This window comes from Microbacterium sp. A93 (genome assembly GCF_051842835.1).
On the sequence record NZ_JBPXMT010000004.1, the window covers coordinates 331,041 to 358,035 of the forward strand.

The 26,995-nt window shown below is 65.6% G+C and carries 17 protein-coding genes; all 17 read left to right on the forward strand.

Features of this window, described 5'->3' with window-relative positions:
- The first annotated feature begins 109 nt into the window (after positions 1 to 109).
- The 17 genes from ACSU1G_RS12530 (at position 110) to ACSU1G_RS12610 (ending at position 26,988) form a co-directional block, all read left to right on the forward strand.
- Positions 110 to 6,196, forward strand: a complete 6,087-nt coding sequence (locus tag ACSU1G_RS12530; RefSeq protein WP_439280286.1) for an Ig-like domain-containing protein — start codon at positions 110 to 112, stop codon at positions 6,194 to 6,196.
- Between the two features lie 40 nt (positions 6,197 to 6,236).
- On the forward strand, positions 6,237 to 7,208 hold the full coding sequence (locus tag ACSU1G_RS12535) for an AAA family ATPase (RefSeq protein ID WP_439280287.1): 972 nt from the start codon (positions 6,237 to 6,239) through the stop codon (positions 7,206 to 7,208).
- Positions 7,208 to 8,467 (forward strand): DUF58 domain-containing protein, encoded by a 1,260-nt coding sequence (locus ACSU1G_RS12540; protein ID WP_439280288.1) that lies wholly within the window; start codon positions 7,208 to 7,210, stop codon positions 8,465 to 8,467. The genes ACSU1G_RS12535 and ACSU1G_RS12540 overlap by 1 nt, the downstream gene beginning before the upstream one ends.
- Positions 8,464 to 10,851, forward strand: a complete 2,388-nt coding sequence (locus tag ACSU1G_RS12545) for a transglutaminaseTgpA domain-containing protein (protein ID WP_439280289.1) — start codon at positions 8,464 to 8,466, stop codon at positions 10,849 to 10,851. Before ACSU1G_RS12540 ends, ACSU1G_RS12545 begins: the two co-directional genes overlap by 4 nt.
- A complete protein-coding gene (locus ACSU1G_RS12550; RefSeq protein ID WP_439280290.1) occupies positions 10,848 to 12,071 on the forward strand; it encodes an RDD family protein in 1,224 nt (407 codons plus the stop codon). The genes ACSU1G_RS12545 and ACSU1G_RS12550 overlap by 4 nt, the downstream gene beginning before the upstream one ends.
- The gene (locus tag ACSU1G_RS12555) at positions 12,068 to 12,883 is read left to right on the forward strand and encodes a PP2C family protein-serine/threonine phosphatase (protein WP_439280291.1); all 816 of its coding nucleotides are present in this window, start codon (positions 12,068 to 12,070) and stop codon (positions 12,881 to 12,883) included. Before ACSU1G_RS12550 ends, ACSU1G_RS12555 begins: the two co-directional genes overlap by 4 nt.
- Positions 12,880 to 14,076: an FHA domain-containing protein gene (locus ACSU1G_RS12560; RefSeq protein ID WP_439280292.1), complete on the forward strand. Its 1,197-nt coding sequence runs from the start codon at positions 12,880 to 12,882 to the stop codon at positions 14,074 to 14,076. The genes ACSU1G_RS12555 and ACSU1G_RS12560 overlap by 4 nt, the downstream gene beginning before the upstream one ends.
- Positions 14,073 to 15,665 carry a serine/threonine-protein kinase gene (locus ACSU1G_RS12565; RefSeq protein WP_439280293.1) on the forward strand — a complete coding sequence of 531 codons (1,593 nt, stop codon included), beginning with the start codon at positions 14,073 to 14,075 and terminating at the stop codon, positions 15,663 to 15,665. Before ACSU1G_RS12560 ends, ACSU1G_RS12565 begins: the two co-directional genes overlap by 4 nt.
- Before the next feature lies 1 nt (position 15,666).
- On the forward strand, positions 15,667 to 16,980 hold the full coding sequence (locus ACSU1G_RS12570; protein WP_439280294.1) for an RDD family protein: 1,314 nt from the start codon (positions 15,667 to 15,669) through the stop codon (positions 16,978 to 16,980).
- Between the two features lie 58 nt (positions 16,981 to 17,038).
- Positions 17,039 to 21,553, forward strand: coding sequence for an FtsK/SpoIIIE domain-containing protein (locus tag ACSU1G_RS12575; protein ID WP_439280295.1), 4,515 nt, complete (start codon positions 17,039 to 17,041; stop codon positions 21,551 to 21,553).
- 103 nt (positions 21,554 to 21,656) lie between these two features.
- Complete coding sequence (locus ACSU1G_RS12580) at positions 21,657 to 21,950, forward strand: WXG100 family type VII secretion target (RefSeq protein WP_439280296.1); 294 nt, start codon at positions 21,657 to 21,659, stop codon at positions 21,948 to 21,950.
- A 98-nt stretch (positions 21,951 to 22,048) separates the two neighbouring features.
- The gene (locus tag ACSU1G_RS12585; protein WP_439280297.1) at positions 22,049 to 22,270 is read left to right on the forward strand and encodes a hypothetical protein; all 222 of its coding nucleotides are present in this window, start codon (positions 22,049 to 22,051) and stop codon (positions 22,268 to 22,270) included.
- Between the two features lie 82 nt (positions 22,271 to 22,352).
- Entirely contained in the window at positions 22,353 to 23,981 is a 1,629-nt protein-coding gene (locus ACSU1G_RS12590) for an ABC transporter substrate-binding protein (protein ID WP_439280298.1), read from the forward strand.
- Between the two features lie 82 nt (positions 23,982 to 24,063).
- Positions 24,064 to 24,762 (forward strand): hypothetical protein, encoded by a 699-nt coding sequence (locus ACSU1G_RS12595; protein ID WP_439280452.1) that lies wholly within the window; start codon positions 24,064 to 24,066, stop codon positions 24,760 to 24,762.
- A gap of 59 nt (positions 24,763 to 24,821) precedes the next feature.
- The gene (locus ACSU1G_RS12600) at positions 24,822 to 25,451 is read left to right on the forward strand and encodes a hypothetical protein (RefSeq protein ID WP_439280299.1); all 630 of its coding nucleotides are present in this window, start codon (positions 24,822 to 24,824) and stop codon (positions 25,449 to 25,451) included.
- A complete protein-coding gene (locus tag ACSU1G_RS12605) occupies positions 25,451 to 26,131 on the forward strand; it encodes a hypothetical protein (protein WP_439280300.1) in 681 nt (226 codons plus the stop codon). The genes ACSU1G_RS12600 and ACSU1G_RS12605 overlap by 1 nt, the downstream gene beginning before the upstream one ends.
- Complete coding sequence (locus ACSU1G_RS12610) at positions 26,128 to 26,988, forward strand: hypothetical protein (RefSeq protein ID WP_439280301.1); 861 nt, start codon at positions 26,128 to 26,130, stop codon at positions 26,986 to 26,988. The genes ACSU1G_RS12605 and ACSU1G_RS12610 overlap by 4 nt, the downstream gene beginning before the upstream one ends.
- Positions 26,989 to 26,995: the final 7 nt, after the last annotated feature.

Sequence of the window (26,995 nt, forward strand, 5' to 3'; positions counted from 1 at the left end):
TGGCTGCTCAGGGCACGTGCGGTTACGATTGTCCGGTGTGTCGTTTCGCTCTGCGAAGCGGATCGGAGAATGAAGGGTCCTCTTTGAGGCACTTCGAGGGGAATCAAGTATGAAGGCATTCTCGTGGATGCGCGCGAAGCCGAAGGCCATCGCGTCCGTCGCGGCGCTGACGGCCGTCACGCTCGCTATCACCGGGTTCGCCCTCGCCTACGATGGCAATCCCACCACCAAGGTCGATCTGAACGACGGCGGCGTGTGGATCACGAAGTCCTCAGCCCTGATGGTCGGGCATTTCAACAACGAGTCGACGCTGCTCGACGGTGGGTTGCGCACGACCGGCGAGTCCTTCGACATCCTGCAAGACACCTCTACGATCCTGGTTGTCGATTCCGGTGAATCATCTTTGACGGCGATCGACCCAGCACGCGTCTCGCTCACTGACACCGCACCGATCCCCGGCTCCGCGAAGGTCGCGCTCGGCGCACAGACCGCCGCAATCCTCGACACCGTGACGGGCAAGCTCTGGGTGATCCCGGTCAAGGGCATCGCGGGCTTCGAGTTCCAGGGCGCGGACCCGCTGGTCGAGCTCGGCGAGAACTCTGATGTCACGGTTGGTCAGGACGGCACGGTGTACGCGGTCTCCGGCGAGAACGCAGACGTGATCACCATTCCGGTCGACAACGAGGGCTCCCCCCTCGAGGAGACGACGACCGCGTCGCTGGGCGACATCGACACGTCAATCGCCCCCACCATCACGGCGGTCGGACAGACCCCGACGGTCCTCGTTCCCTCAGACGGCGTGATCATGACGCCATCCGGGCTCCGCACGGAGATCCCGGAGGCGGATAGCGCCGTGCTGCAGCACGCCTCCGCAGCGGCGGACTCCATCACGGTCGCCACTGCCTCGCAGCTCATCCAGGTGCCGCTGGACGGCAGCGAACCGCAGCAGACCGATGCGAAGGGACAGGGGACGCCGGCCATCCCCGTCTCGCTGCTCGGCTGCTCCTACGGCGCATGGTCCGGTGCCGGCACCTTCGTGCGAGAGTGCCCAGGAGATTCGAACGACGTCGGGGCTGCGATCCCCGATGTTGAGGACTCGGCAGCGCTCCAGTTTCGTGTGAACCGCAACGTCATCATCCTCAACGACACGGTGAGCGGAGCCGCATGGCTCGCCGACGAGAGCCTGCAGCAGGTCGACAACTGGAGCGATCTGACGCCTCCGGACGGCGAGACCGAGGACGAAGAGGAGACCACTGAGGAGACCCCGGAGACCACACTCCCCGAACGCGGGGCGATCAACACCCCACCGGTCGCCGAGGACGACGAGTTCGGTGTGCGGCCAGGCCAGACGACGAACCTCCCCGTCCTTGACAACGACAACGACGCCGACGGCGATGTGCTGGTAGCGACGGTCAAGGGTGACCAGCCCTCGGCAGGCGCCGTGCAGCCGATCTATGACGGTGGTTCCCTGCAGATTGCCGTCGATGAAGACGCCTCGGGGTCTGCGACCTTTGAGTACGAAGCCGATGACGGCCGCGGCGGCAAGGACAATGCGACGGTCACACTTCGCGTCAAAGACTGGGACACGAACACCGCGCCGAAGTCGAAGCGCACGACCACTCTCGCCATCGAGACCGGTGGCACCGTCTCCTACAACGTGCTGCCGGACTGGATCGATCCTGAGGGCGATGACATCTATCTCAGGAATGTCGAGCCTGCGCCGGGTGACGAAGTCGACTTCACCACCGACGGCCAGATTACGTACCGGGCCACAGCCAGCCTGCAGGGCCGCAAGGAAGTCGCGGTGTCGGTCGCGGATGCGCAGGGTGAGATCGCCACGACGATGATGATCCTGGATGTCCGCCCGTCCGGCTCCACGGATCCGAAGACCAACGCCGACCACGTCCTGACCCGCGTGGGCGAGCAGGTCACCGTGGCGCCGCTCACGAACGACACCAGTTCGGGGCGGGAGCAGCTGCGCCTCACCCGCGTCAACGGCGACGAGACACCGGGGGCGACGATCGTCCCCGACTACCCCAACAAGACGTTCACCTTCAGCGCACCGACGGCCGGCGTCTACTACGTGCAGTACGAGGTTGCCGCCGGCCCCAACGGCGTGGCGGGCCTCGTTCGCATCGACGTCGCGGATGCCACGGAACAGGATCTGCCGCCGATCGCGGTGCGTGACGTCGCGCTGCTGCCGACCGGTGGCGAGGTGCTGCTGGGCGTGCTGAACAATGACACCGATCCCTCCGGGGGTATCCTCGTGGTCCAGTCGGTGAGCGTGGAACCCGGCAGCGGCATCTCGGTCTCGGTACTCAACCACGAGACGCTGCGCATCGGAGATCAGGGCGCGTTGGACGCGCAGGTGCGCGTCACCTACCGGATCTCGAACGGGTCGAAGACCGCTGAAGGCGAGGTCATCGTCATCCCGATCCCGGCGCCGGATGATGTGCAGCCGCCGGTCTCGAACCCCGACACGGCTGTTGTGCGCGTCGGCGACGTAGTGACCATACCGGTCCTCGACAATGACACGCATCCGAACGGCGACGCGCTGCACGTGGAGCCGGAGATGGTCAAGCCGTTCGTGGATCCGGCGGACGGTGAGATCTTCGTCTCGCAGGACGAGGTGCGATTCAAAGCCGGCAATGAGCCGAAGACCGTCTATGCGACCTACGAAGTATCGGACTCGCGACAGGCAGTCGGTGGCTACATCACCATCCAGATCCTCGGTGTCGACGAGGAGAACAATGCTGCTCCTCGTCCGCGTGATCTCACTGCGCGTGTGCTCAGCGGCAAGACGACGAACATCGCGGTTCCTCTGGACGGACTCGATGCGGACGGCGATTCTGTCGAACTCATCGGCCTGGCATCGAACCCCACCAAGGGACGCGCCACCGTCGCTCAGAACTATTTCACCTACGAGGCGTACGCAGACTCATCCGGCGTCGATACGTTCACGTACCGTGTGCGGGACCGCCTCGGCAAGGAGGGACTCGCGACGATCAGGGTCGGCATCGCTCCCGCAGAGAACGTCAACCAGGCCCCGTACGCAGTGAAAGATTCCATTGTCGTCCGCCCCGGCCGCGAGGTCGCCGTTCCCGTCATGGTCAATGATTCCGACCCGGAGGGCGGAACCGTCCGCCTGGTCGAGGATGCGCTGGTCGTGCCGGATCAGGACGGACTGACCGCGCGCGTCTCGGGCGATCGGGTTCTGGTGGAGGCGCCGGATCACGCCCTCGAGACGTCGATCCAGTACACGATCGTTGACGAGGCCGGCGCTACCGCGGATGCCGTGCTGCAGATCACCGTGGATGAGGATGTCCCGCTGCTCGCTCCGATCGCCCGTGACGACTGGGTGCGGATGGAGGACATGGAGCCCGGTGAGCTGACCACCACTATCGACATCCTTGCCAATGATGAGGACCCGGACGGCACGACCGAGGCGCTGGACGTCGATCTCGGAGCGGGCGCGACGCCGATGCCCGACGGTACGGTGCAGGTGACGGTCGGCGACGAGATGCAGCTGATCCGCTACGGGCTCACCGACGTCGACGGGCTGACCACTTCGGCGTTCATCTTCGTTCCTGCCGTGGCGGATCTGCGCCCGGTGCCCGTCCTCGCAGCTGCCGTCGAGGTCGTCAGTGGCGAGACGAAGGTGCTCGAGCTCGCCGACTACGTGACCGCGGCAGACGGCCGCGGCGTCATCATCACCGAGCACGCCAAGGTGAGCGCGTCCCATGCGAACGGGGCGGATCTCATACGCGACGCCAGCACGCTGGTGTACACGTCGGCGGAGGGGTACTTCGGCGAGGACGGCATCACGCTCGAGGTGACCGACGGCACTGGACCCGACGATCCGGACGGTCGCAAGGCAACGCTGACCATCCCCATCACGGTGCTGCCGCCGGCGAACCAGCAGCCGACCTTCACTCAGGGCCAGATCGAGGTCGCGCCCGGTGAGGCCTCATCGACGCTCGATCTGGCGGCCCTCACGACCGATCCGGATGACGCTGATGAGCACGAATACGTACTCGTGGGCAGCCCCGGCGACGGGCTCACCGCTCGCGTCGAGGGCGGCACACTCAGTGTCGAGGCGGCGTCCAACGCGAAGAAGGGGACGACGGCGACTCTGAGCGTGCGCGTCTCTGACGGCGAGACCGATCCGATCGAGGGTACGGTCCTCGTTCATGTGACCGCGTCGACTCGGCCGCTCGCCACTGCGAACACAGACCGGATGCCACAGGCGGACCAGGGTGAACCCGTCACCCTCTCGGTGCTGGAGAACGACTCGAACCCCTTCCCAGACGTGCCGTTGAAGGTCTTGTCCGCGCAGCGGGAGTCCGGTCAAGGCTCGGTGAAGGTGGACGGCGATCAGGTGACCGTCACGCCGGCGGATGACTTTGTGGGCACCATGGTGGTGCGTTATCGGATCCAGGATGCGACTGAGGATGCCGACCGCGAGGTCGACGGAAAGATCGTCCTCACTGTGCAGGGTGTTCCGGATGCGCCAGGACGTCCGACGGTGACGAGCGTGCAGGATCGCGTCGTGGTCGTGTCGTACGCCGCGCCGTCCAATAACGGGGCCGAGATCACGAAGTACACGGTCACGAGCGTGGCAGGCAAGCCGTACTCGAAGACGTGCACGTCGACCACATGCACACTGGACGGCCTGACGAACAACGTCGAGTACACGTTCCAGGTGACGGCGACCAACCGCGTGGGCGAATCCGAGGCGTCTCAGGCGTCCGAGATCGCCCGCCCCGATGCCCGTCCGGACACGCCGGTGGCACCGACGCTGAAATTCGGTGACAAGTCGCTGGCCGTGGCGTGGACGACGCCGACGACGCCCGGCTCGCCCGTCGACTCCTTCACGCTGCAGATTTCGCCGGCGCCTCCGTCGGGCATCACCGAGAAAAAGGTCACCGGCAACTCGATCGTCTGGGAGGGGCTAGAGAACGGCACCGACTATCAGGTGCGCGTGCAGGCACACAACAAAGCGCCTGAGGCGTCGAGCTGGAGCGGCTGGTCGTCATCCGAGATCCCCGCTGGTCCTCCCGCGGCACCGGCGGCGCCGACCACGACCGAGCTCTCACCGGTGGGATCGCAGGCGCAGATGCAGGTTTCCTGGGTCACGCCCTCGAACAACGGCGCGGCGATCTCCGGCTACCAGCTTCAGATCCGCAACGGATCGACTGTCGTGGACACTCTGGACATCTCCGCCGGTCAGACCAGCCAGGCGGTGACGGTCAACACGTCGGAGACCGGATACACCTACATCGTGCACGCGATCAACAAGGCGGGCTGGGGCGAGTGGAGCCCACCGTCAGCGGAACGCAGAGGCGTCATTGCGCCCTCGGCGCCGACGAATGTCGCCGGCAGTCCGGGTGACAATGTGATCAGCCCGGTCACGTATACGCCTGGGGCCAGAAACGGTGCCAGGGCCAATGAGGTCACATATCAGTACAGCGTGAACAACGGCAGTTGGCGCTCGGACTGGGACGGCGCGACGATCGGCAACGGCCAGGTCGACAACAACGGCAGCTATGCGATCCGCGTTCGAGCAGTCGCGACCGTGGACGGAACGGTCTACGCCGGAGCGCCGTCCGCGCCGTCCGCTACCGTGCAGCCCTACGGGGCTGTCGGCCAGCCAGGGGCCGACGGTGCCGTCACCGGCACCACGATCAAGTGGTCCTGGACAGCCCCTGCCCGCAACGGCCGGGACATCGTGCTGGAAGTTCGCTTCGACGGTGGTGCGTGGGGGCCAGCCAACGGGACCGGAACCACCGGTACCTACGGGTACAGCCAGACGGTGAAGATGGATGTACGCGTGACAGACGCCGCAGGCCAGACGAAGACCACCTCGATTTCGCGCACCACGGTGGCTGCGCCACCCCCACCGCCACCACCGCCGGAACCACGCGCATGGGTCACCCGGGGCGACTCCGTTTACGTGAACGATGAGACCGGGGTGTGCACCACAGAGGCCTGTGCGTTCTTCTTGCTGAACACCAAGGACTTCCAAGGCGACCGATACAACGTGCAATGCATGTCGGCCCACGGGGCACTCGGCGGCAACCACCCCGTCGACGTGCCCTCCAACGGGACGAAGCAGCTTTCGTGCTACTACGGTTACCCGGGCGAAAACGTGTGGGTGGAAATCAACGGCAAAGCCTATGAGAAGCGCGCATGGTAGCCGTGACCGCACCCTCTGAGAGAAATAAGGAATCGCACGCATGACAATGACACCCGAGCAGGCCGCCTGGTTCCAGGGCACCTTCAACCGCCTCGTCGACAACGTCGACAAGGCGCTGCAGGGCAAGCGTGAGATCGTCAGCCTCGTGCTGGCGTCGATGCTCGCCGAGGGGCACGTGCTCCTCGAAGACGCCCCCGGCACCGGAAAGACCAGCCTCGCGAAGGCGCTCGCCGCGACGGTGCAGGGCAGCAGCTCCCGCATCCAGTTCACGCCTGACCTGCTGCCGTCCGACGTGACCGGCGTGACGATCTATGACCAGCAGGCGCACAAGTTCGAGTTCCACAAGGGGCCGATCTTCGCATCGATCGTGCTGGCGGATGAGATCAACCGTGCCTCTCCGAAGACACAGTCCGCGCTGCTTGAGGTCATGGAGGAGTCACGCGTCACGGTTGACGGTGTCACGCACGAGGCCGGTCGCCCGTTCCTCGTCATCGCAACGCAGAACCCCGTCGAGCAGGCTGGAACTTACAAGCTCCCCGAGGCGCAGCTCGACCGCTTCCTCATCAAGACCTCGATCGGCTATCCCGATCTCGCGGTGACCGAGAGCATCCTTGCTGGCGCGTCCGATCGCAACCCCTCCGCGCGACTCTCCGCGATCATCACCACCAGCGCGGTCGCCGACATGGCAGACCTCGGCGCGAGTGCCCATGTCGACCCCGCGGTACTGCGCTACGTGGCAGAGCTCGCCGAGGCGACCCGTGAGGACAGCGGGGTGCGCCTGGGAGTGTCCGTGCGTGGCGCGATCGCGATCATCCGTCTGGCCAAGGTCTGGGCAGCGGCCCACGGCAGGCACTACGTGCTGCCGGACGACATCAAGATGCTGGTCCGTCCGGCGTGGCAGCATCGTCTGCTGCTCGACGCTGAAGCCGAGTTCGCTGGTACGACGCCGGATGTCGTTATCGACCGTGTGCTCGACCGCGTTGCGGCTCCTCAGGCGCGATCGGCGGCCTGATGACCGCAGATACGGTGTCCGACGCGCCGGAGATCGAACGCGACGCCGGCTGGCGTGACGTCGCGGCGGTCCTCGGGGCGCGCGTCGGCGCGCGTCTGCTGAAGATCACGAGTGTGATCAGACCGCTCGCCTGGGTGCTGATGGCGCTGGCGATCGTCTTGTGGGTTCTCGGCCAACGTTTCGGCTGGATCGAACCGACGATCGCCGCCGTCGTCATCACAATCACGCTGATACTGTGCGCCCTGTTCCTGATCGGACGCACCGAGTACGACGTCGCCCTCGATTTGGCGCGCACCCGCGTGGTCGTCGGCGAGAGGGCCGTCGGTGCGCTGACGCTCGCTAACCCGAGCAGTCGGGCGATCCTGCCCTCGCGGGTTGTGCTTCCGGTCGGAGCCGGGCGCGGTGAGTTCGGCATCCACCGGCTCGCGCCGGGGGAGACGTCGGAGGAGCTGTTCGCGATCCCTACCCAGAAACGTGGAGTGGTCAAGGTCGGTCCCGTCAGCGTGGTGCGCGGCGACCCGCTGGGGCTGTTCGAGCGCGCACATCGGCGCGACGATCCCGTCGACCTCTATGTGCACCCGAAAACCACGATGTTCGGTGGCCAGTCGCTGGGGTTCCTGCGCGATCTCGAGGGACTTCCCGCCGCAGACCTCTCTCGGGACGACGTCTCGTTCCATGCGCTCAACGAGTACCAACCCGGCGACGACCTTCGTCACGTGCACTGGCGCTCGACCGCTCGCACAGGTGTGATGATGGTGCGCCAGTACGAGGAGACCCGGCGATCACACTTCGTCATCGGCCTCTCGCGCTCGAGCGGCGACTACATGACGGAGGCCGAGTTCGAACTCGGCATCTCGGTGGCCGGTTCCGTCGGCCTGCGCGCACTGCGCGACTCGCAGCGCGTTGACGCGCGTGTGCAGGGGCGCGAACTGCGGGCGGGCAGCGGCAAGCAGTTGCTCGACTCGCTCGCGGCTGTGGAGAGCAGTAGACCGCGTGACGGCGGCATCTCCGATCTCAGTGGCCTGATCGCAGCCACCATGCCGCTGGCGAGTGTCGTGGTGCTCGTCTGCGGCTCGAAGGTCTCGAACGAAGACCTCCGCCTCGCCTGCTCGCGTCTCCCGTTCGGCGCACGCGTGATGGCTGTCGTGGCCGACACGACGGTCGAACGGCCTTCGCTGCGACGGATCGCTGACGCGGATGTCGTCAGCCTCGGCGCGCTTGAGCAGATCCCCCTCGCACTCCAGAAGGTCCTCGCATGAGCACGCCCGCTGCCCCGCCGATCTCCGTGCGCCGTTGGATAACCGACCTCGTGGCCGTGGCAGTGCTGCTCGGCGTCTCCGTTGTGGGGTTCTGGCCGAGCTTCGCCGGTCCGAGCTACCTCGTCGCCGCGCTCGGAGGAATGGCGCTCGGCATTGGTATCGCTGCCGTCTCGACCTGGCGCAAGTGGGGCATGCTCATCGTTGCCGGGCTCACCGTGCTCGTCTACTTCGTCTTCGGTGGCGCGCTCGCGCTGCCGCACACGGCGATGGCTGGCGTCATCCCGACGCTCGACACACTGCAGCAGTTGGCGGTCGGCGTGATCACGTCGTGGAAGCGCATGCTCACCACCGTTGCGCCAGTGGCCGCGCCCGATGGGCACCTGCTCGTGCCGTTCCTGCTGATGCTGGTCGCCGCCGTGCTCACCGCATCCCTCGCGCTGCGGCTCACCCGACCTGCCTGGGCGCTGATCCCCGCCGGCGCCCTGCTCGCGCTGGTCATCGCCTTCGGTACCCCCGAGCCTGCCGTTCCCCTCATCCAGGGCACCGTTTTCGCCATCGTGAGTGTGGCCTGGCTCGCCATTCGCCAGCTCGCCTCTCCTCAGAACGCGGCCGTATCGGCAGGCCAGATCGATGTGACGCGTGCCCGTCACATGCGCACGCGTCGGCTGCTCTCGGGAGCTGCGGTGCTGGTGCTCGCCGGTGGTGCAGGCATCGCCACCAGTGCGTTCACCACCCCGTCCGAGACGCGCCACGTGCTCCGCGACGTGGTCATCCCTCCGTTCGATGTGCGCGACTACCCCAGCGCACTGCAGTCGTTCCGCGGGGACGTGCGTGACGCGGGCACGAAAACGCTTTTCACGGTGAGCGGCCTTCCGGCCGGTGCGCGCATCCGCCTCGCGTCCATGGACGAGTTCGACGGGCAGGTCATCAACGTCGTCGATGGAGGCCCCGGCTCTTCCAGCACGTTCTCGCCGATCCGCTCCAACATGTCGCCGGAGGCCGAAGGAGTGCCGGCGACGCTGGAGTTCGAGATCGGCGATTACGACGGAGTCTGGGTGCCCAATGCCGGCGCCGTGTCGGAGTTCTCCTTCGACGGCGACGACGCAGACGAACTGCGACGGAACACCTACTACAGCACAGGTACCGGCACCGCGGTCACGACGACCGGGATCGCGGAGGGCGATGCCTACTCGGTGCAGACGACGATCCCCGCGCAGTATGCCGAGGAGCAGCTCGTGGATGCCGAGTTCGGCACCGTGCGCGTGCCCAAGCACGAGAACGTGCCGGAGGACCTCACCGCGCTGGCGGCGGAAACCGTTGCGGACGCGGAGACGCCGATCGAGAAGGTACGAGCGCTGGAGTCTTTCCTTTCGGAGGACGGCTTCTTCAGCCACGGGTTGGAGGGCGAGGTGATCTCTCGCGCTGGGCACACCTCGGAGCGCATCTCGACGCTCATCGGCGGCGCACAGATGGTCGGAGACGACGAGCAGTATGCGGTCACGATGACCCTGCTCGCCAGCGAGCTCGGCATTCCGGCGCGCGTGGTGATGGGCTTCTACCCTGACGAAGACCAGCAGAAGGATGCCGTGTTCACCGCGACTGGTGAGAACGTGCACGCCTGGGTCGAGGTCAACTTCGACGGCTTCGGATGGGTGTCGTTCGATCCGACGCCTCCCGAAGACCAGGTGCCGAACGATCAGAACACCAAGCCCCGTGCCGACCCGAAGCCGCAGGTGCTGCAGCCGCCGCCTCCGCCGCAGGAGCCGGTTGATCTCCCGCCGACACTTCCGGACGATCGCGAGTCCGAGGACGAGAAGTCAGACATCGGCGGCATCATCGCTGTGATCCTGGCGATCGGCGGCATCTCGCTCGGCGTGATCGCCCTGCTGGCCTCGCCGTTTATCATCATCGGCGCGTGGAAGGCGTCGCGGCGCCGGTCACGACGCGCCGCCGAGCGCACGGCCGATCGCATCAGCGGAGGGTGGGATGAGCTCACCGACCGCGCAGTCGACTACGGCGCGCGCCTCGTGCCGGGGGCCACGCGCGGTGAGGAAGCAGTAGGGGTCGCTGAGTCACTGTCGGCCCCCGCCATCACGGTGCTCGCCGATCGGGCGGACGCCGAGGTCTTCGGACCGAACGAACCGACCCCCGAAGACGTTGAGGCGTTCTGGAAGCAGGTCGATGAGATCGTTGTCGGCCTCGGTAGCGAAGTTGGCTTCTGGAAGCGGATCAAGGCACGTCTCAATATGCGCTCGCTGCTGGGAGGATCACATCTCTCCGCAGGCGTGCAGAGTCTGAAGGATGCCGCGAACGCGCGCGTTCGACGAGAACCTGGCACGATCAAGAACAGCACTTCCGATGTATCCGAGAGCGAGACACCATGACACAACCGGCGTTCGGCACGGTCGCCCAGACGTCGCGGCGCGCCGTGGCATACATCATCGACGCTGCGATCGCGGCCGGAATCGGCATCGTGCTCGGCATCATTCTCGCGGTGGTCGCCGTCTCGGCAGGCCTTGAGGGGATGCTCGGGGTGCTGGCCATCGGTGGCCCGCTGATCTCGGTGGTGATGCTCGGATGGTTCATCGTCTACACGCTGATGCAGAGCGGTCGCGGGTCGATCGGCATGCGCGCGCAGGGCATCCGCCTCGTGCGCGAGGTCGACGGCGCGCCGCTCGGATTCGGTATGACGCTGGTGCGCAACATCATCTTCGGCCTCGCAGCGTCCATCGTCGTCGGCTACTTCACGCCGTTGTTCGACGGCTCGGGGCGATTCCAAGGCTGGCACGACAAGGTCGCGAAGTCCCTCATGTTGGAATCACGCACGCTGCCGACCGCAGGCAGCGCAGCGGCTCCTCCGACCCAAGCGATGCAGGTGCCGCCGCGCCCGCCGCTTCCTTCAGTGCAGCCCGGAGCACCCACACTCGCAGCGGCTCCACGCCCGACTGTGCCGCAGATGCCGATGGTTCCGCAGATGCCAGTGGTTCCTCGGATGCCTGCCGTTCCGGCGATGCCGAGCGTCGCGCCGGTTGCGCCGGATGCGCCGGTACCACCAGCACCCGTCGCGGCCGCTCCGCGGCCGCCCGCACCGGTTGCCGAGGATGCACTGATCGCGTTCGTTCCAGGTGTGACGCAGGACGCCCCGCCGCAGCGGCCCGAGCAGATTGACGACGTGACCGTTTCGCTGCCCGATCCCGAGCGCACTACCGTGCCTGATCTCGTTCCCGTCTCATACGAAGCCGAGTCGGAGGACATCGAGGACACCCGGATCAGTATCCCCGGCCACCGGCTGGTGTTCACTTGGGATGACGGAACCCGCGTTCCGGTATCCGGGCGCACCATTTTCGGACGCAATCCTCAGCCCGAGCAGGGCGCAACCATCGTGTCCGTGCGCGACGAGACGCTGTCGCTGTCCAAGACACACTTCGAAGCAGGCGGTGACGTCAGTGGCGGATGGGTGATGGATCGCCACTCCACCAACGGGGTGACGATCGTACGCGACGGCGAGCGGATCACCTGCGCACCCGGTGAGCAGGTAGGCATCCGCCTCGGCGATGCCATCGAGATCGGCGATCGCATCGTCACGATTGGCGGCTACGTATGAGTGCATCCCTGATCGTGACGTCCGGCTCGGCCACGCATGTGGGCAGCCGCCGCACTCTGAATGAAGACTCGCTGCTGGCGAGCGCTCCCGTCTTCCTCGTCGCGGACGGCATGGGTGGTCATGAGGCGGGGGAGCGCGCGAGTGCCGCGGCGCTCGCCGAGTTTGAGCGGTATTCCGGTCGTGAGTCACTCGTCCTCGATGACGTGCGTGCCGCCGTGAGCAGCGCACGTTTCGCCGTCGACGACATCTCCGTTTCCACCACCGGGCGCGCAGGAACGACCCTGAGTGGCGTGGTGTTGGCTTCGGTCGACGGCACCGGATACTGGCTCGTCCTGAATATCGGAGACTCCCGCACCTATCGGCTGTCGGACGGTGAGCTGGAGCAGATCAGTGTGGATCACTCGGTCGTTCAGGAGCTGGTGGAGTCGGGTGAGCTGACAGCGGCCGAAGCCGCCACAGACCATCGTCGCAACATCATTACCCGTGCGATCGGCGGTGGAAGCACTGGTGAGGCCGACTACTGGATGTTCCCCGCCGACCTGGGTGACCGAATCCTGATCTGCTCGGACGGGCTCTGCTCCGAACTGTCCGACGGCCACATCCGTGACGTCCTTTCCCTTGAGACCGATCCGCAGAGCGCCGCCAACGTCCTTGTCGCCGACGCTGTGAGTGCCGGTGGCCGCGACAACGTGACTGCTGTGATCGTCGACGCAATCTCCGTCGCGTCCCATCCTGGGCGCCCCGTGGAGACAGATGTTCCTGACATCGCGGATACGCGTCCGCGCGAAGCCGCAGGAGGAGTGCGCCCGTGAACGTCACCTATCGCCCTGGACAGTGGAACGCGCTTGTCAACGTGGACACTGTCATCGTTCTGCCTCCGCGGGCCGACGCGACATTCGTCGCCGAGATCTGGGACGGCATGCGTGACGCGCATGAACTCGGCGCGCTGGTGGATCTGCTCACCCTCGGCTCCGGAGGAACGCTTGCGGGGCTCCCCGACTTCGTGGCGATCGCCACCACGGACGGTGCGAACGTTCGTGTCGCTGTACGGGGTGTGCCCGAGGTGACGGTCGACTCCACAGAGGGCGAGACGCGCGTCAGCGGACGCGACGTCACCACCTGGAGTGAGCGTCTGATCCGCTCGGCCAGCCGGATCCGCATCGCGATCGCAGACGAACCGGACATCTCCTTCCCCATCATCGGCGGCGTCGTGCGCGCTGCTGCGCTGACCGTGGAACTGGTGGCGTCGGAGCATCCGATCGTTCCCGTGGCTCCGCCCGTTTTGATCGCCCCGTCTGTCCCGATCGCCTCGCCCGTTTTGACCGCCCCGCCTGTTTCGAAGGCCCCGCCGATTCCTGAGGAGACCCTCGTCACAGAGGAGATCCCTGTCGCAGAGGAATCCCCTGTCGCAGACGAGGATCCTGACACGGGTGACACGGACGACACGCTGATGCCGGAGCAAGCCGACTCCACCGCAGAGGTTGATGACTTCGATCTGTTGTTTGGAGACACCGTCCACGTGATCCCGGCAGGAAGTCCCATACCCGATCACGCGCCAGGCGACCACGACGGTGCAACCATTTCCCTCGCGCAGGCCCGCGCGCTCCGAGATCCAGCCGCAGCGTCATCGTCGGAAGCTCCGACTGTTGCGATTCCGGTGGCATCCGTCGGCCGCATCCGGCTCTCCACGGGGCAGAGCGCATCCCTTGACCGCCCGGTGATCATCGGCCGGCGGCCGCGATCGACCCGGGCCAGTGGTGCCAATCTGCCGCACCTCATCGCGGTGGACAGCCCCCAGCAGGACATCTCCCGCAATCACCTCGAGGTGCGCCCCGAGGGCGACACCGTGGTCGTGATCGACCTGCACACCACGAACGGATCGACTCTGCTGCGGCCGGGTGCGGATCCCATGCGCTTGCACCCCGGTGAGCAGGTCCTGGTGCTGAGCGGCGACGCGGTCGACCTCGGGGACGGCGTCATCGTCACCTTCGAGGATCTTCCGTGAGCAGGCCACCCTCCCCACCACCCGATCTCCCTGGCTTCACATACGTCGAACCACTGGGCACGGGTGGCTTTGCCGATGTCTTCCTGTACGAGCAGCAGATGCCGAAGAGGCGGGTCGCCGTCAAGGTGCTGCTGGCTGATCGCATCTCGAGCGGATCCGCGCAGGAGTTCGCCGATGAGGCGAATGTCATGGCAATGCTGTCGACGCACCCGGCGATCGTCACGATCTATCAGGCCGCGGTCGCCGGCGACGGACGCCCGTACATCGTGATGGAGTACTGCCCTCGCCCGAACCTGCAGCTGCGCGCCCGCAAGGAGCCGTTCTCGGTCGCGGAGGCGCTGCGCGTCGGCATCCAGGTCGCCGGCGCAGTGGAGACCGCGCATCGTGCCGGCGTCCTGCACCGCGACATCAAGCCGGCAAACATCCTCGTCACGGAGTACAACCGACCGGCGCTGACCGACTTCGGCATCGCTTCGACGACCGCGGCGATCTCCGAGGCAACCGGTATGTCGATTCCGTGGTCGCCACCGGAATCATTCGGCGACCCCCCGCAGAGCGGCACATGGTCGGATGTGTGGGCGCTTGCTGCCACGCTGTTCACGCTGCTTGCGGGGCGTTCGCCGTTCGAACGCCCCGGTGAGCGTAACTCCAGCGCCAATCTGATCGAGCGCATCGAGCGCGCCCCGCTGCTGCCACTCGGCCGCCCGGATTCGCCAGCGAGCCTGCAGCGTGTCCTTGAGCGGGCGATGGCGAAGAACCCCGCCGACCGGTACCCCAGCGCCGTCGCCTTTGCGCGGGCGCTGCAGAAGGTACAGATCGAGCTCTCGCACTCCGTCACGCCGATCGACATCGTCGATGACCATCCCATCGAGCAGATCGATGATGATGACGACGGACTGACCAGGGTGCGTCAGGTCGTCAGCATCGCACCGGATGCGGGAGCGACCCGGCCGTCCGCGCTGACGCAGCCGTTCGCTCCGAACATCGACTCCGCACCGATCCCGCCGGCTGCCGATGACACCGTGATGCGACCGCCCACGGTCGTCATTCCCGAGCCTGTGCCACAATCCGCGGATGACCGCACCCTGCTGCGTCCGCCACGGGTTCTGGCGCCGGATGCGCCGGCCGCGCCGAGACTCGCCCCCGCTGAGGCTGAAGAATCACCTGGTCGCGGCCCTGTGGGCTGGATCATCGGCGGGATCGTGGCGGCGGTATTGCTCATCGCCGGCGGCATCGTCGGTGTGAACCTCATTGCCACAAGCCTGAACGCCCAGCAGCCCAACCCCGAGGACACCGAACAGGTCGTGCAGCCACAAGACATCGTCACGACCACTGTCCCGCGAGTGACGGACGTCACCGGTGTCCGCGACGGCGAACAGGTCACCTTCACGTGGACGAACCCGGACGAGCAAGACGGCGACTTCTACATCTGGGATCAGGTCGTTCTCTCGGGAGAGATCAGCGCCGAGCGGGTGACGACACCGACGGTCACGTTCACCCCGCAGGGATCCGGTGAGGTGTGTATTGATGTGTTCCTGATCCGTGAAGGCGGACGCTCGTCCGAACCGGTGCGGGGATGCGTGGACTGACATGATTTGGGAGATCGACGAGAAGAAGCAGACGATCGAAGGACTCGACGCCTCCGGGCGCCCGGATCCGGCGTATGCCGCCGCACTCGGCCTGTTGCGCGCGCCGTTCGGTCGCCGTGCCTTGGCCTTGACCTTGGATGTCGCGCTCTGGCTGTTGTTGCAGCTGCCGCTCTGGCTTGGTGCGATGCCGTTACTCTTCAAGCTCGCGACCGGATCGATCTCCTCCTACGGGTTCCTCAATCATCCGGGCTTCGTGCTCGGTATCGTGATGGCGGGCGTCACGGTACTCCTCACCCTGGTTTTCAGCGTCGTGCAACTGGTCCTCCACGGAACCAAGGGGCTGACGATCGGCAAGGCCATCGTCGGCATCCGAAGCGTGAATGTGCGCACGCTCGGACGTCCTGGCGTCGGCGCAGTGCTGTCGCGCTTCCTCCTCGTCGCCGTCGTGAGCCTCGTGCCGCTTTTCGGCCTCGTACTGTTCCTGATTTCTCCGACGCTTGACCCGCAGCGCCGCGGACGCGGATGGCATGACAAGGCGACGAATGTCTGGCTGGTGGACGTGCGCAAGGGGCTGCAGCCCTACGACGAGAAGCGGATGCGCGTCGCACGCAAGATGGTGAAGGCCGAGCCGGCTCCTGAGCGATCGGCGTTACCTTCCCTTGCAACACCGATGGATCCGGCGGCACAGCCCGAGTATCGGCCCGGCAACCGTGTCAGCGCCGGCGTGATTGGTATTGCGCGTCCGTACGAGGCGCGTGAGCGTCCGGTGATCGGTCTGCCGCAGCCCGTCCAGCCTGCGGAGGCCGGCCCGGGTGAGGCTGGTAAGCCGGTGCTCGGCGGATACCGGCTCGCCGGTGCTCCTGAGCCCGTGCAGGCTCCCGTGCCGCCGCCCGCGCCCGCGCCAGAACCTGCGCCAGAGCCGATGTCCGATCCAGCCCCGATACCGCAGCCCGCGCCCGCGCCAGAACCTGCGCCGCAGACCACCCCAGCCGCACGCTTCGCGCTGCGTCTCGACACGGGCGAGAGCATCCTGGTATCCGAAGCCGTGCTCCTCGGGCGTAACCCGGACCCGGCGCAGTATTTTGGCGCACGACCGATCCCGCTGGCCGATGATAGCCGGTCGCTTTCGAAGACACACCTGCTGGTGCGTCCTGTCGACGGGGGACTCGAGATCGTCGACTGCGGTTCCACAAACGGGTCGGGGCTGATCCGAGACGGTGTGGAGTACGTTGTCGCTGCGGGCACGCCGGTCATGACGACGGACAGCGACCTGATTCGGATCGGCGATCGTACGGCAGCCGTGATTCGGATATGAGCGAGGGCGAGCACAAGATGATGGTCGCTGGCGAGCTAAGCGGGACTGAGGGACACGAATGCGACTGAAACTGACCTTGCACCGGCAGTCGGGCGACCCCGTCGACATCGTGATCACGACGGATTCGACGGCTACCACCGGCGACGTGGCTCGCCATGTCGCCGAGGCCGATCCGACACGGTCGACGCCGGTCGCCGAGGGCGACGTGGTCACACTCGCCGTCGCGCCTCCCGCCGGTGAACGACTGGTCCCGCTGCAGCCGGATGTACCGATTGGCGAAGCGCCGATCGGCTCCGGTTTCGCAGCATCCATCGTCAATTACGGCCCCAACTATGCAGCCAGTGGCCAGGGCGAGATCGTCGGCGTGCTGCGCGCGACGGCGGGAGCGTTGGAGGGCCAAGAATTCCCCATCGCCGCCGGGCACGTGTTCCTGGGCAGGGACTCGGACAACGACGTTGTCCTCGTCGATCCTTTGGTTTCGAAGCGTCACGCGCGCCTCGAGGTCGGGGCGCACATCGAGGTCGTCGACCTGAACTCCGCAAATGGCGTGCTCGTAGACGGTGTCGCGGTACAGCGGGTCAGGGTCGAAGAGGGTGAGCCGTTCGTGATCGGCGGCACCACGCTCATCCTGCGCCTCGCCCGGTCCTTCGATGGCTCGGCGGCAGAGGAGCCGATCATCGAACGAGGTGGGGGCCTGCTGTTCAATCGAAGCCCCCGTGTCGAGGTGCGCTACCCGGGCACACGGTTCAAGGCTCCGCGTCTGCCCACCGAGAAGATCGGCAAGATGTTCCCGTGGCCGATCCTGGTCACGCCGATCCTGATGGGTATGGCGCTCTACGCGCTGAATGAGAATCCGCGGTCGCTCCTCATGATCGTGATGACGCCGCTGATGGCGCTCGGCAACATCATCAATCAGGCGGTACAGAGCAAGAAGAGCTCCAACCACGAGTACCTCCTCTTCGAGCGACAGTACGAGCAGCTGGAAGAGGACTTCTTCCGAGGTAAGCCGGAGGAGGAGCGCGCCCGCAGTGCGGAGGCTCCGCCCGTCGCGGAAATCTTCGATCACGCCATGCGCCTCGGCCCGATGCTGTGGACGAGGCGGCCGGAGCACTGGAACTTCCTCGGTCTGCGGTTGGGCAGCTGCCAGCTCCCCGCACGCAACATGATCGACGATGCCGACGAGCCGGACGGCCTTCCCGAGTTCATCGAACGCATCGACCGACTGCGCGAACGCTACGAACTCGTCGACGACGTGCCGGTGTTCGACACGCTGGCCGACGCCGGGTCGATCGGAATCGCGGGTCCACAGGGGCCGGTGGCCGACACGATGCGCGGCCTTGCCGTCCAGCTGTTCGGTCTGCACGCCCCCAACGATGTCGTCACCGTTGCCTTCGCCGACTCCGCGTGGACGCCAGAGTTGGACTGGCTCAAGTGGATGCCGCACACATCCAGCGAGAAGAGCCCGTTCCGGAACATGGCGCTCGCCGATTCCGCACCGACCGGTGCCGCACTGCTGAGCATGCTCGAGGAGTACGTGCTACGCGCCGGGGCAGAAGGCGTCGGCGGAGAGCCGCGCGGTCCGTTCAAGGAAGACTGGAACCCGCTGCTGTACGGCACGGATGTCGCTCGCGCGGCGACGGATCACAAGAGCACTCCACCGCTGTCAGTGATCGTCTTCGTGACCAGTGACGCACCGGTCGACCGCGGTCGACTCACGGATGTGTTGGAGCGCGGCGCGGATCGCGGCGTGCACGCGGTGTTCATCTCGCCCACGGTCGAGTCTCTCCCGGCCGTGTGCCGCAGCTACATCGACGTCACAACGGGTCTCGAAGATGCCCAGGTCGGCCTGGTCCGCACCGGCGAGCACTTCGAGCATGTGCGAGTGGAAGGCGTCTCCAACGCGTACCTGCACATGCTCGCTCGACGTCTCGCACCGGTGGTGGATGCGAGCACAGTGGTGCACGACGCGTCTGACATTCCTAATTCGGTGATGTTCTTGCAGCTCGTCGACCCGGCGATCGCGGAGGATCCGCAGGTCGTGATCGAGCGCTGGCGACAGAACAACACCATCGTGGACCGGTCGCCGGGGCCTCGGCCTCGGTTGAAGAAGTCTGGCACGCTGCGTGCGATCATCGGCCAGGGGGCGAGCGACGCGATGGCACTCGATCTGCGCACGCAGGGTCCGCACGCCCTCGTCGGCGGTACGACCGGCGCGGGAAAATCCGAGTTCCTGCAGGCGTGGGTTCTGGGTATGGCTGCGGCGCACAGCCCGGATCGCGTCACGTTCCTGTTCGTCGACTACAAGGGCGGATCCGCCTTCGCCGATTGTGTGGAGCTGCCGCACTGCGTGGGGCTCGTGACCGATCTGAGTCCACACCTGGTACGCCGAGCGCTGACCAGCCTTCGTGCTGAGTTGCAGCATCGGGAGCATCTGCTCAATCGCAAGAAGGCGAAGGATCTTCTCGAGCTTGAGAAGCGCCAGGATCCGGAGTGCCCTCCGGCCCTCGTCCTTGTGATCGATGAGTTCGCCGCACTCGCGTCGGAGATGCCGGAGTTCGTCGATGGCGTGGTGGATATCGCGCAGCGCGGACGCTCGCTCGGCATCCACCTGATCATGGCGACCCAGCGACCAGCGGGCGTCATCAAGGACAACCTGCGCGCGAACACCAACCTGCGCATCGCCCTGCGCATGGCGGACGAGGCCGACTCGCGCGACGTCGTCGACGACGGCATCGCGTCGACCTTCTCGGCAGCGATCCCCGGCCGGGCGATCGCCAAGACCGGCCCTGGCAGGCTGGTACCGTTCCAGTCGGCGTACGCGGGCGGATGGACCACCGACGATGATGCGGCCGTGGCGGAGGTGCGCGTCGCCGAGCTGCGCTTCGGCTCCAGCGCCGAGTGGGAATCCGATCGTCCCGCCGAGTCGGACTCCCATGAGGAGGATCTCGGCCCGAACGATCAGAAGCGCATCGTGTCGACCTTGATTCGCGCCAGCGAGGTCGGAGGGCTCATCCGGCCCCGCCGTCCCTGGCTCGATGACCTGTCGCCACTCGTGGATCTGCATGATCTGCCCAACGAGGGCGACACACGCATCCCGCTCGCGCTGGTGGATGTGCCAGAGAATCAGCTGCAGCAGCCAGCGGTGTTCTCACCCGACCGTGATGGTTCGCTGGTGATCTACGGCACATCTGGTTCAGGTAAATCGACCCTGCTCAAGACGATCGCCACAGCCGCCGGCATGAGACCAGATCGTGGTCGCGTGCAGGTCTACTGCCTCGATTTCGCCTCGGGTGCGCTGGGCGCGCTTGCCGCACTTCCCCATGTCGGCTCAGTCGTCGACAGTGCAGATGTCGAGCGCATCCAACGTCTGCTGCGGACGCTCGATCGGGAGATGGATCGTCGTTCGGCGTCGTTCTCGGCCGCCAGCGCGGCATCCGTGCAGGAATACCGAGAACTCGTCGACCCGAAAATGCCGCGCATTCTGCTGCTGATCGACAACTTCCCCGAGTTCAAGAAAGACTGGGAGTTCGCGCCGGGCCGTGCGCCGTTCTACCGCACCTTCATGCGCATCCTCGGCGAAGGACGCACACTGGGCGTGCACACCGTGATCACCGCCGACCGTGGCAACGCCGTGCCGAGCGCGGTGGCGGCGAACATCTCACGTCGCGTCGTGCTGCGGATGGGAGATCCCAGCCAGTACATGCTGTTGAACGCGCCACGGGACATCCTTGACGAGCAATCCGCGCCGGGGCGTGCGGTCATTGACGGGCATGAAGCGCAGATCGCAGTACTGGGTGGCACCATGAACGTGGTCGAGCAGACCAAAGCGCTCGGCGTGCTCGGTGATCGCCTCCGCGAAGAGGGCGTGCTCGATCTACCCGAGATCGGTGCGCTTCCCACCATGGTTCCCGTGTCCGAGATGCCAGCACAGGTGGGTGGGATGCCGGTGTTCGGCGTTGCCGACGACACGCTCGCACCTCACGGCTTCGAGCCGATCGGCTCGTTCGTGATCTCGGGTCCTCCTGCATCGGGCAGGACGAACACGTTGAAGGCGCTCATCATCGCCATGGAACGCTTCAACCCGAACGTGCGCATGTATCACTTCGGCAGTCGCCGATCGGAGCTCAAGGACTTCCGTCCGTGGGTGCGCAGCGCTACGCGCGCCGAGGACGAGAAGGACCTCGCCACAGAGCTCGCAGAACTGGTCGTGAGCGATTCGCCCGATGGTCGCATCATGATCGTCATCGAGGACATGCCTCACCTTGCCGACGGTGCGGCTGACCGCCCGATGCGGGCACTGCTGCAGGCGATGAACAACAGCGACCATCTGCTGATCGGCGAGGCCGAGATCAGTCGTGCCAGCGGCAGCATCGGCGTGATGGGGGAATGGAAGACCGGAAGACAGGGCATCGTGCTCAAACCCGACACCTACGACGGAGAATCGATCTTCAAATCTCCGTTCGGTCGCGTCAAACGTTCGGACTTCCCGGTCGGCCGCGGCATCTTCGTACAGGCAGGTAAGGCGGTCACGATGCAGATCCCGTTCGTGCCCGATGCGCCGGCTCATGGGTAGAGGTACATGGGTACCGCTCCCCGTATGCCAGATCGAGATCGTTGGCTAACCTCGTTGTAAGAGGCCGAGCGGCCTGACGAAGACAAACTTGGAGGCGGCTCTCATGGCAGCAGATTTTGGTGCAACATACAGCGAGATGGAAAGCGCGGCACAGCGCCTTCGTGACGGACGTACCACCGTCACCGACACGCTGAAGGAGCTCCAGGGCGTCATCGAGGACCTCGTCCAGGACGGCTTCAAGACCGAGAACGCTTCGGTGGCGTACAACACGTCGTACGGTGAGCTCACGAGCTCCCTGGACGATGCAGCGGAGGCCGTGAACGACATGGCGCAGGCACTCGACCAGATGGCGGACCAGATCCGTGACACTGACGCGAGCATGGCCGGCGGCGCCTGAACCATCGCACTTTTAGAGGTCGTGGCGTCGGGGGAACTGACGCCACGACCTCTGTCTTTGCCTGAGATGCACAGCGCGCGGCGAATAGAATTGGAAACATGAGCGGAACGCAGAGCTACTGGTACAACCTGTCGACCCAGTCGGTCCAGCGTGCGGATGAGCGCCCTTCCGAGGACACGATCGGACCGTTCGCCACTGCTGAAGAGGCGCAGGATTCGCCGGCGGTGCTATTGGAGCACGCACGTGCGTGGCTGGAGAGCGAAGAGAGCGAGCGTTTTCGCGAGATGGCCGAAGGCGACGACAGCGCCGACTTCGTGTGACGCGGCTCCCATGAGGGCTCGTCGCCTTGCTGCACCACTTGCTGTCCTCCTCGCGGTAGGCCTGACAGCATGCACACCGGCGATGCCGGAATCGGTCGTGCCGGGCTCTGCCATCACCGTCGGGTGGACGGGTGAGTTCACATCGACCAACGCAGCCGCATCCCCCACGTCAGGCAACGTCGACATTGCCGCGACGATCCGAGGCGACTTCGGAGACGTGATCGACGGTGAGTTCGTCGCCGACGAAGGCTTCGGAGCGGTCACGATCGTCAGTGACGACCCTTTCACGGTGCGGTACGACCTCACCGAGCCGTCCTGGTCGGACGGTATCCCGCTTGACGCCGCGGATCTGCTGTTGGGCTGGGCGGGAGCGTCCGGATACTTTGACGTCGGTGACGAAAGCGAGACAGCGGATGCCGAGCCGGATGCCGAGCTCGCGGTCCCTGTCCTCGATGAGTTCGCGCGCGCGATTCAGGTGACGTTTCCGCAGCCGGTGATTGATTGGCAGCAGGCGGTCACGGTGCCGGTGCCTGCGCACATCGTCGGTCGTCTTGCCTTCGCCATGGACGACGACATGGAGGCGAAGCAGGCGGTCATCGGGGCGATCCAAGAGCACGATTCGGCCGCGCTCGAGGCGCTCGCCACGGTCTGGAACGAAGGCTTCGAGCTCTCCGACCAGGCCGAGCTTCCCGCGGATCTGATGCTTTCCAGCGGGCCATTCCTGGTCGACGGGGTCGATCGTAGCGATGCGGGGCAGAGCGTGACGCTGGTGCCGAACCCCTCGTACAGCGGGCTCGTGACTCCCCAGGTCGCCCGCATCGACATGGTGCCACCCGGTGTCGACCCGATCGCCACGATCGGTGACCAGTTGGATGCCGCGCAAGTGGCTCCGATCGCGGTCAATCGGGCACCGATCATCGAGCTTGAGCGCAAGGACTTCACGGTCGACACAACGCATGACGGAACTGTCTGGGCGATGCTGTTGAATCCTGCAGGCGTCTTCACCCAGCAGCAGGCGCGGACTGCGTTTATCCACGCGGTGCCGGCGCGTTCGATGGTGGAGCGCGGTGCCGGCGACTGGGCAACTGCGTACGCCGGCACCACATCGATGGTGTCGGCGCCGGGGTCTCGCGCCTACGACATCGTGAACGCCGATTCCGGTTTCGCCGAGACGCTCGGCGAAGCGGGAGATGACCCGGCGCTGGAGCGGGAAGCTGCTGGCCTCGCTGCAAGAACACACGTCTGCGTGCTGTATGACCGGCGGAGCGAGTTCGCGGTCGGTGCGTTCGCTGCTCTTCGGGACGCGGCAGGTGAATTCGGCTGGAGCGTGGTCGACTGCGGCAGCGATGACTTCGACACCGCGCTCGTGCAGCGCGGTTGGGATGCGGTGATCGCCCGCGTGCCGATCCCGCAGACGCCCGGGCAGATCGCTGCGCAGTGGGGCAGTCAGGGTGACGCATCCATCACTCGCCATGCGGATCCGGAGCGTGACGCTCTGATCGCGCAGCTTGCCCAGACGACGGATATCTACGAGGCGCGAGATATTCGTGCGCAGATTGAGGCGACGATCGTCCGTGCCGCCGTGGCACTTCCGATCGCCGCGAACCCGCGGGTGACAATCAGCGATCGTGACGTGACCGGCGTCGCATCACGCAACGGCGCGACGGCTCCGTTGACGTCTGGCGCCGTGCAGTGGGCGGCCCTGCCGTGAGCCCGGTGCTGTGGGTTGTTCTCCCCATCGCGAGGCAGCGTTCGCGACCCGTAGAGTCTCCTCTGGAGGTTGTGCTGTGGGAATGATGTTGCCGAATGAGCTGATCTGGGTAATGGAGAAGCTGGGTTTTGAGTGGCCGGATATTGACGAGGACGAGTTGCGCCGGGGCGGCGACATGGTTCGCGTGTTCCACGGTGAGCTGGAGTCGAAGATTCAGGTGATGGATCGCAAGGTCAACGGGGATCTTGCGATGGCAATGCGTGGGCAGGCGGGGCCCGCATATGTGAGCGCGTGGAATACGAACCGTTCGCAGAATCTGCAGAAACTGTTGGATGTGCTCGGTCCTGTGCCGACGGGTGTCGACATCGCGGCTGATGTGGTCTTCGGTTTGAAGATGAAGGTCATCGTTGACGTGACGACGACGATGATCACCTTGGTGGCGATGCTGACGAACCCGGTCACGGCGTTGGGCGCGGGGCCGATGATGCTGATCAAGAAGAAGCTGTTGAATGCGGCGGTCGATATCGCGGTGGAGCAGGCGATGAATCAGGTTCTCCCGATGGTGATCGAGCCGTTGGCCGAGCACCTTCCTGCGGCGATTATGGCGGCGTTGGATTCGCCGATCGTTGAGGCGGTCGCGGGGGATTCGGAGGAGTTCTACGCGGATCTGCAGGCGTTGGAACACGCGGAGGGTGAGATGGAAATGCATGCGTCTGACGTCGAGACTTTGACGGAGCGGTTGATGGCAGATCTCGCCACGCTCAACATCGGGGGAGACTGATTATGGGTAAGGGACCAGGCTCCGAGATCGCCGACGCCATCAAGCATTCGCTTGATGGCGTGCCGATCCATGTGCGCCAGCTCGCGGAGATGTTCCGCAAGCACGGCCGCAAGCAAGACCGCAACACGAGTGACGTTCAAAATCTCGACTCCGCGGACGTCACGCACCCGCTGCAGAACGCGTGGAGGCCGGACAGCAAGTGGGAGCCGAACGACGTCGTCGACGTCGGTCATGGGAACCGGCCGCATCCTTCGGAGTATCTGGATCAGTCCTACATCGATCAGCATCTCGACCGGTTCCAGGATGGTGCGAGCCGGATCTATATTTCCAGCAATCTGGCTGAGTATGGTCCAGGAAACAATGGCACCACATTCGTCTTCCCCACATCCGAGCTGAAGACGATCATCGACGAGACTGGCGGTGACGCACGCCAGCTGGCCATCCGTCTCGGCATGGACCCGGACTACTATCTCGGCGCCGATGGCCTTCCCGTCGCCGTGGAGATCCGCAACTTCGCTCCTTCGGAGCTCAGTAACCTTGATATCCCCCGCGGCAATGAAGGTGGAGCCAACCCGCAGTGGATCCCTGGAGGATACCTTCCGACAGGCGATCCGGAAGCAGTGATCAGCATTCCAAAGAGTGAACCAGGCCATTGGCCGGGCACGACCCAAGATTTGACGCTGCATTGATGGCCATCCACGCTGAGCCGTCAGATGCTCCGACGCCTTTCGGCCCTGTGTCGCTCCGTTCCGGCGCAGTCATCACGTTCAGTGGAGAGCAGCTCGTGGTCACCGCCGACCGGATCGTCGATGCCATCGAGTCCACGTTGGTGGGTGCCTCGTCGGCGGGTGATGGTCGCGATCAGTGGTTGCTGTCCGACGTTCCCGCCCTGTCGCGGGATGTCGCTTGGATCATCCCACTCTCATGGGAGCCGCCGTCATCCGACGGAGATCCGATGCGGGACCGCGCGACCCAGCTGTGGAGCGAGATTCGAGGGGCGTGCGAGCACCGACACGGCCTCCAGATCGGCATCGACCTCTCGCCCGATCGTGAGTTTGGGGGCTCCTACGCCGCAGAGCTCGCGCGGACCGGTGCGCGACGCGCAGACTGGTGGGCCTTCGGCGATCGGGCGGTAGTACTTGTGGTTTACGGTCCCCCTCTTCCCGGGCTGAAGACACTGATGGCGCTGCACGTCGTGCCCCGGAACTGGGTCTGGGATGATTCAACGCGTGACAAGGCGACTGCGATGAACCTCCGAACCGGCGACCTGAGCTGGTCATGGGCGGATGTCGTCAGGCTTGGAAGCCAGAAGGCGCAGGGGCTGGCAGATAACCTGACAGAGGCAGACGAAGAGGGGCAGGACTCATGACAGGTGCATTTGGGAACGTGGACGTGAAGATGGTTCCACGCATCTACGGTGCGAGTGAACTTGGAGTTCTGTCCATCACTGCTCCGGGGGACGCTCATCCGCGGGTGGAGTATGTCGGCGGCGAGCTCTTCGTTGGGCTGGACGCAGTCGGCAGCGGTGCCGCGATCACGCAGGGCCAGGCGGAGGGGTGGTCCCGCCCGTTCACCGACGCGGTGACCTCGGTGGCTTCGACCGCACAGGTACCCGAGCCTGTCGAGGGCGTGATCGTCGTTGATGATGAGGTGCTGGCGGCATCCGTGCTCGTCGACTCGGCGAGGCTGGCGGTGGTTTCACTCGCGGGTGCTCCGGTGGTGTTCGCGCTGTCACGGGACCGGCTGGTGATCGTTGGTGCGGATGATGAAGCCGGCATCGCACGCGTCTTGGACTTGGCTGAGGAACTGTATGACGCGGGCGGATCGCTCGTCAGCGCACACCCGATTGTTCTCGTTGCCGGCGCCTGGGCTCCATTCCCCTGGCGCGAGCGCTTCCCCTCGCTGGAGATGCGGTTTGAGCGGGTGCTGCGCCTGTTCAGCGTGCGTGCATACGAGGCTCAGACCGTCGCGCTGCAGCGTCCGGATGTTCACCTTGCTGATCCCAAGATTCAGATCCTCAATACCGGTGTGACGACCACGTTCGCAACCTGGCCGAAGGGCACTGCGACTCTGCTGCCAGTGGTTGACAACGTGATCATTGCGGATCCGTCTGGTTCGATCAGTGTGGCGACGATGAACGAGTTCCTCGACGCGGCAGGCGATGCCGTCATCCGCACCGGGCTGTCGCCGTTGCGCTACTTTGTGCCAGGAGCACCGCCGCGCTGACCGGGGA

Coding starts and splice junctions, on each gene's coding strand:
- ACSU1G_RS12570 (WP_439280294.1), top strand. CDS start 15,667: ATGATTTGGGAGATCGACGAGAAGAAGCAGACGATCGAAGGACTCGAC.
- ACSU1G_RS12610 (WP_439280301.1), top strand. CDS start 26,128: ATGACAGGTGCATTTGGGAACGTGGACGTGAAGATGGTTCCACGCATC.
- ACSU1G_RS12580 (WP_439280296.1), top strand. CDS start 21,657: ATGGCAGCAGATTTTGGTGCAACATACAGCGAGATGGAAAGCGCGGCA.
- ACSU1G_RS12550 (WP_439280290.1), top strand. CDS start 10,848: ATGACACAACCGGCGTTCGGCACGGTCGCCCAGACGTCGCGGCGCGCC.
- ACSU1G_RS12545 (WP_439280289.1), top strand. CDS start 8,464: ATGAGCACGCCCGCTGCCCCGCCGATCTCCGTGCGCCGTTGGATAACC.
- ACSU1G_RS12555 (WP_439280291.1), top strand. CDS start 12,068: ATGAGTGCATCCCTGATCGTGACGTCCGGCTCGGCCACGCATGTGGGC.
- ACSU1G_RS12585 (WP_439280297.1), top strand. CDS start 22,049: ATGAGCGGAACGCAGAGCTACTGGTACAACCTGTCGACCCAGTCGGTC.
- ACSU1G_RS12595 (WP_439280452.1), top strand. CDS start 24,064: ATGATGTTGCCGAATGAGCTGATCTGGGTAATGGAGAAGCTGGGTTTT.
- ACSU1G_RS12590 (WP_439280298.1), top strand. CDS start 22,353: ATGCCGGAATCGGTCGTGCCGGGCTCTGCCATCACCGTCGGGTGGACG.
- ACSU1G_RS12535 (WP_439280287.1), top strand. CDS start 6,237: ATGACAATGACACCCGAGCAGGCCGCCTGGTTCCAGGGCACCTTCAAC.
- ACSU1G_RS12605 (WP_439280300.1), top strand. CDS start 25,451: ATGGCCATCCACGCTGAGCCGTCAGATGCTCCGACGCCTTTCGGCCCT.
- ACSU1G_RS12575 (WP_439280295.1), top strand. CDS start 17,039: ATGCGACTGAAACTGACCTTGCACCGGCAGTCGGGCGACCCCGTCGAC.
- ACSU1G_RS12540 (WP_439280288.1), top strand. CDS start 7,208: ATGACCGCAGATACGGTGTCCGACGCGCCGGAGATCGAACGCGACGCC.
- ACSU1G_RS12530 (WP_439280286.1), top strand. CDS start 110: ATGAAGGCATTCTCGTGGATGCGCGCGAAGCCGAAGGCCATCGCGTCC.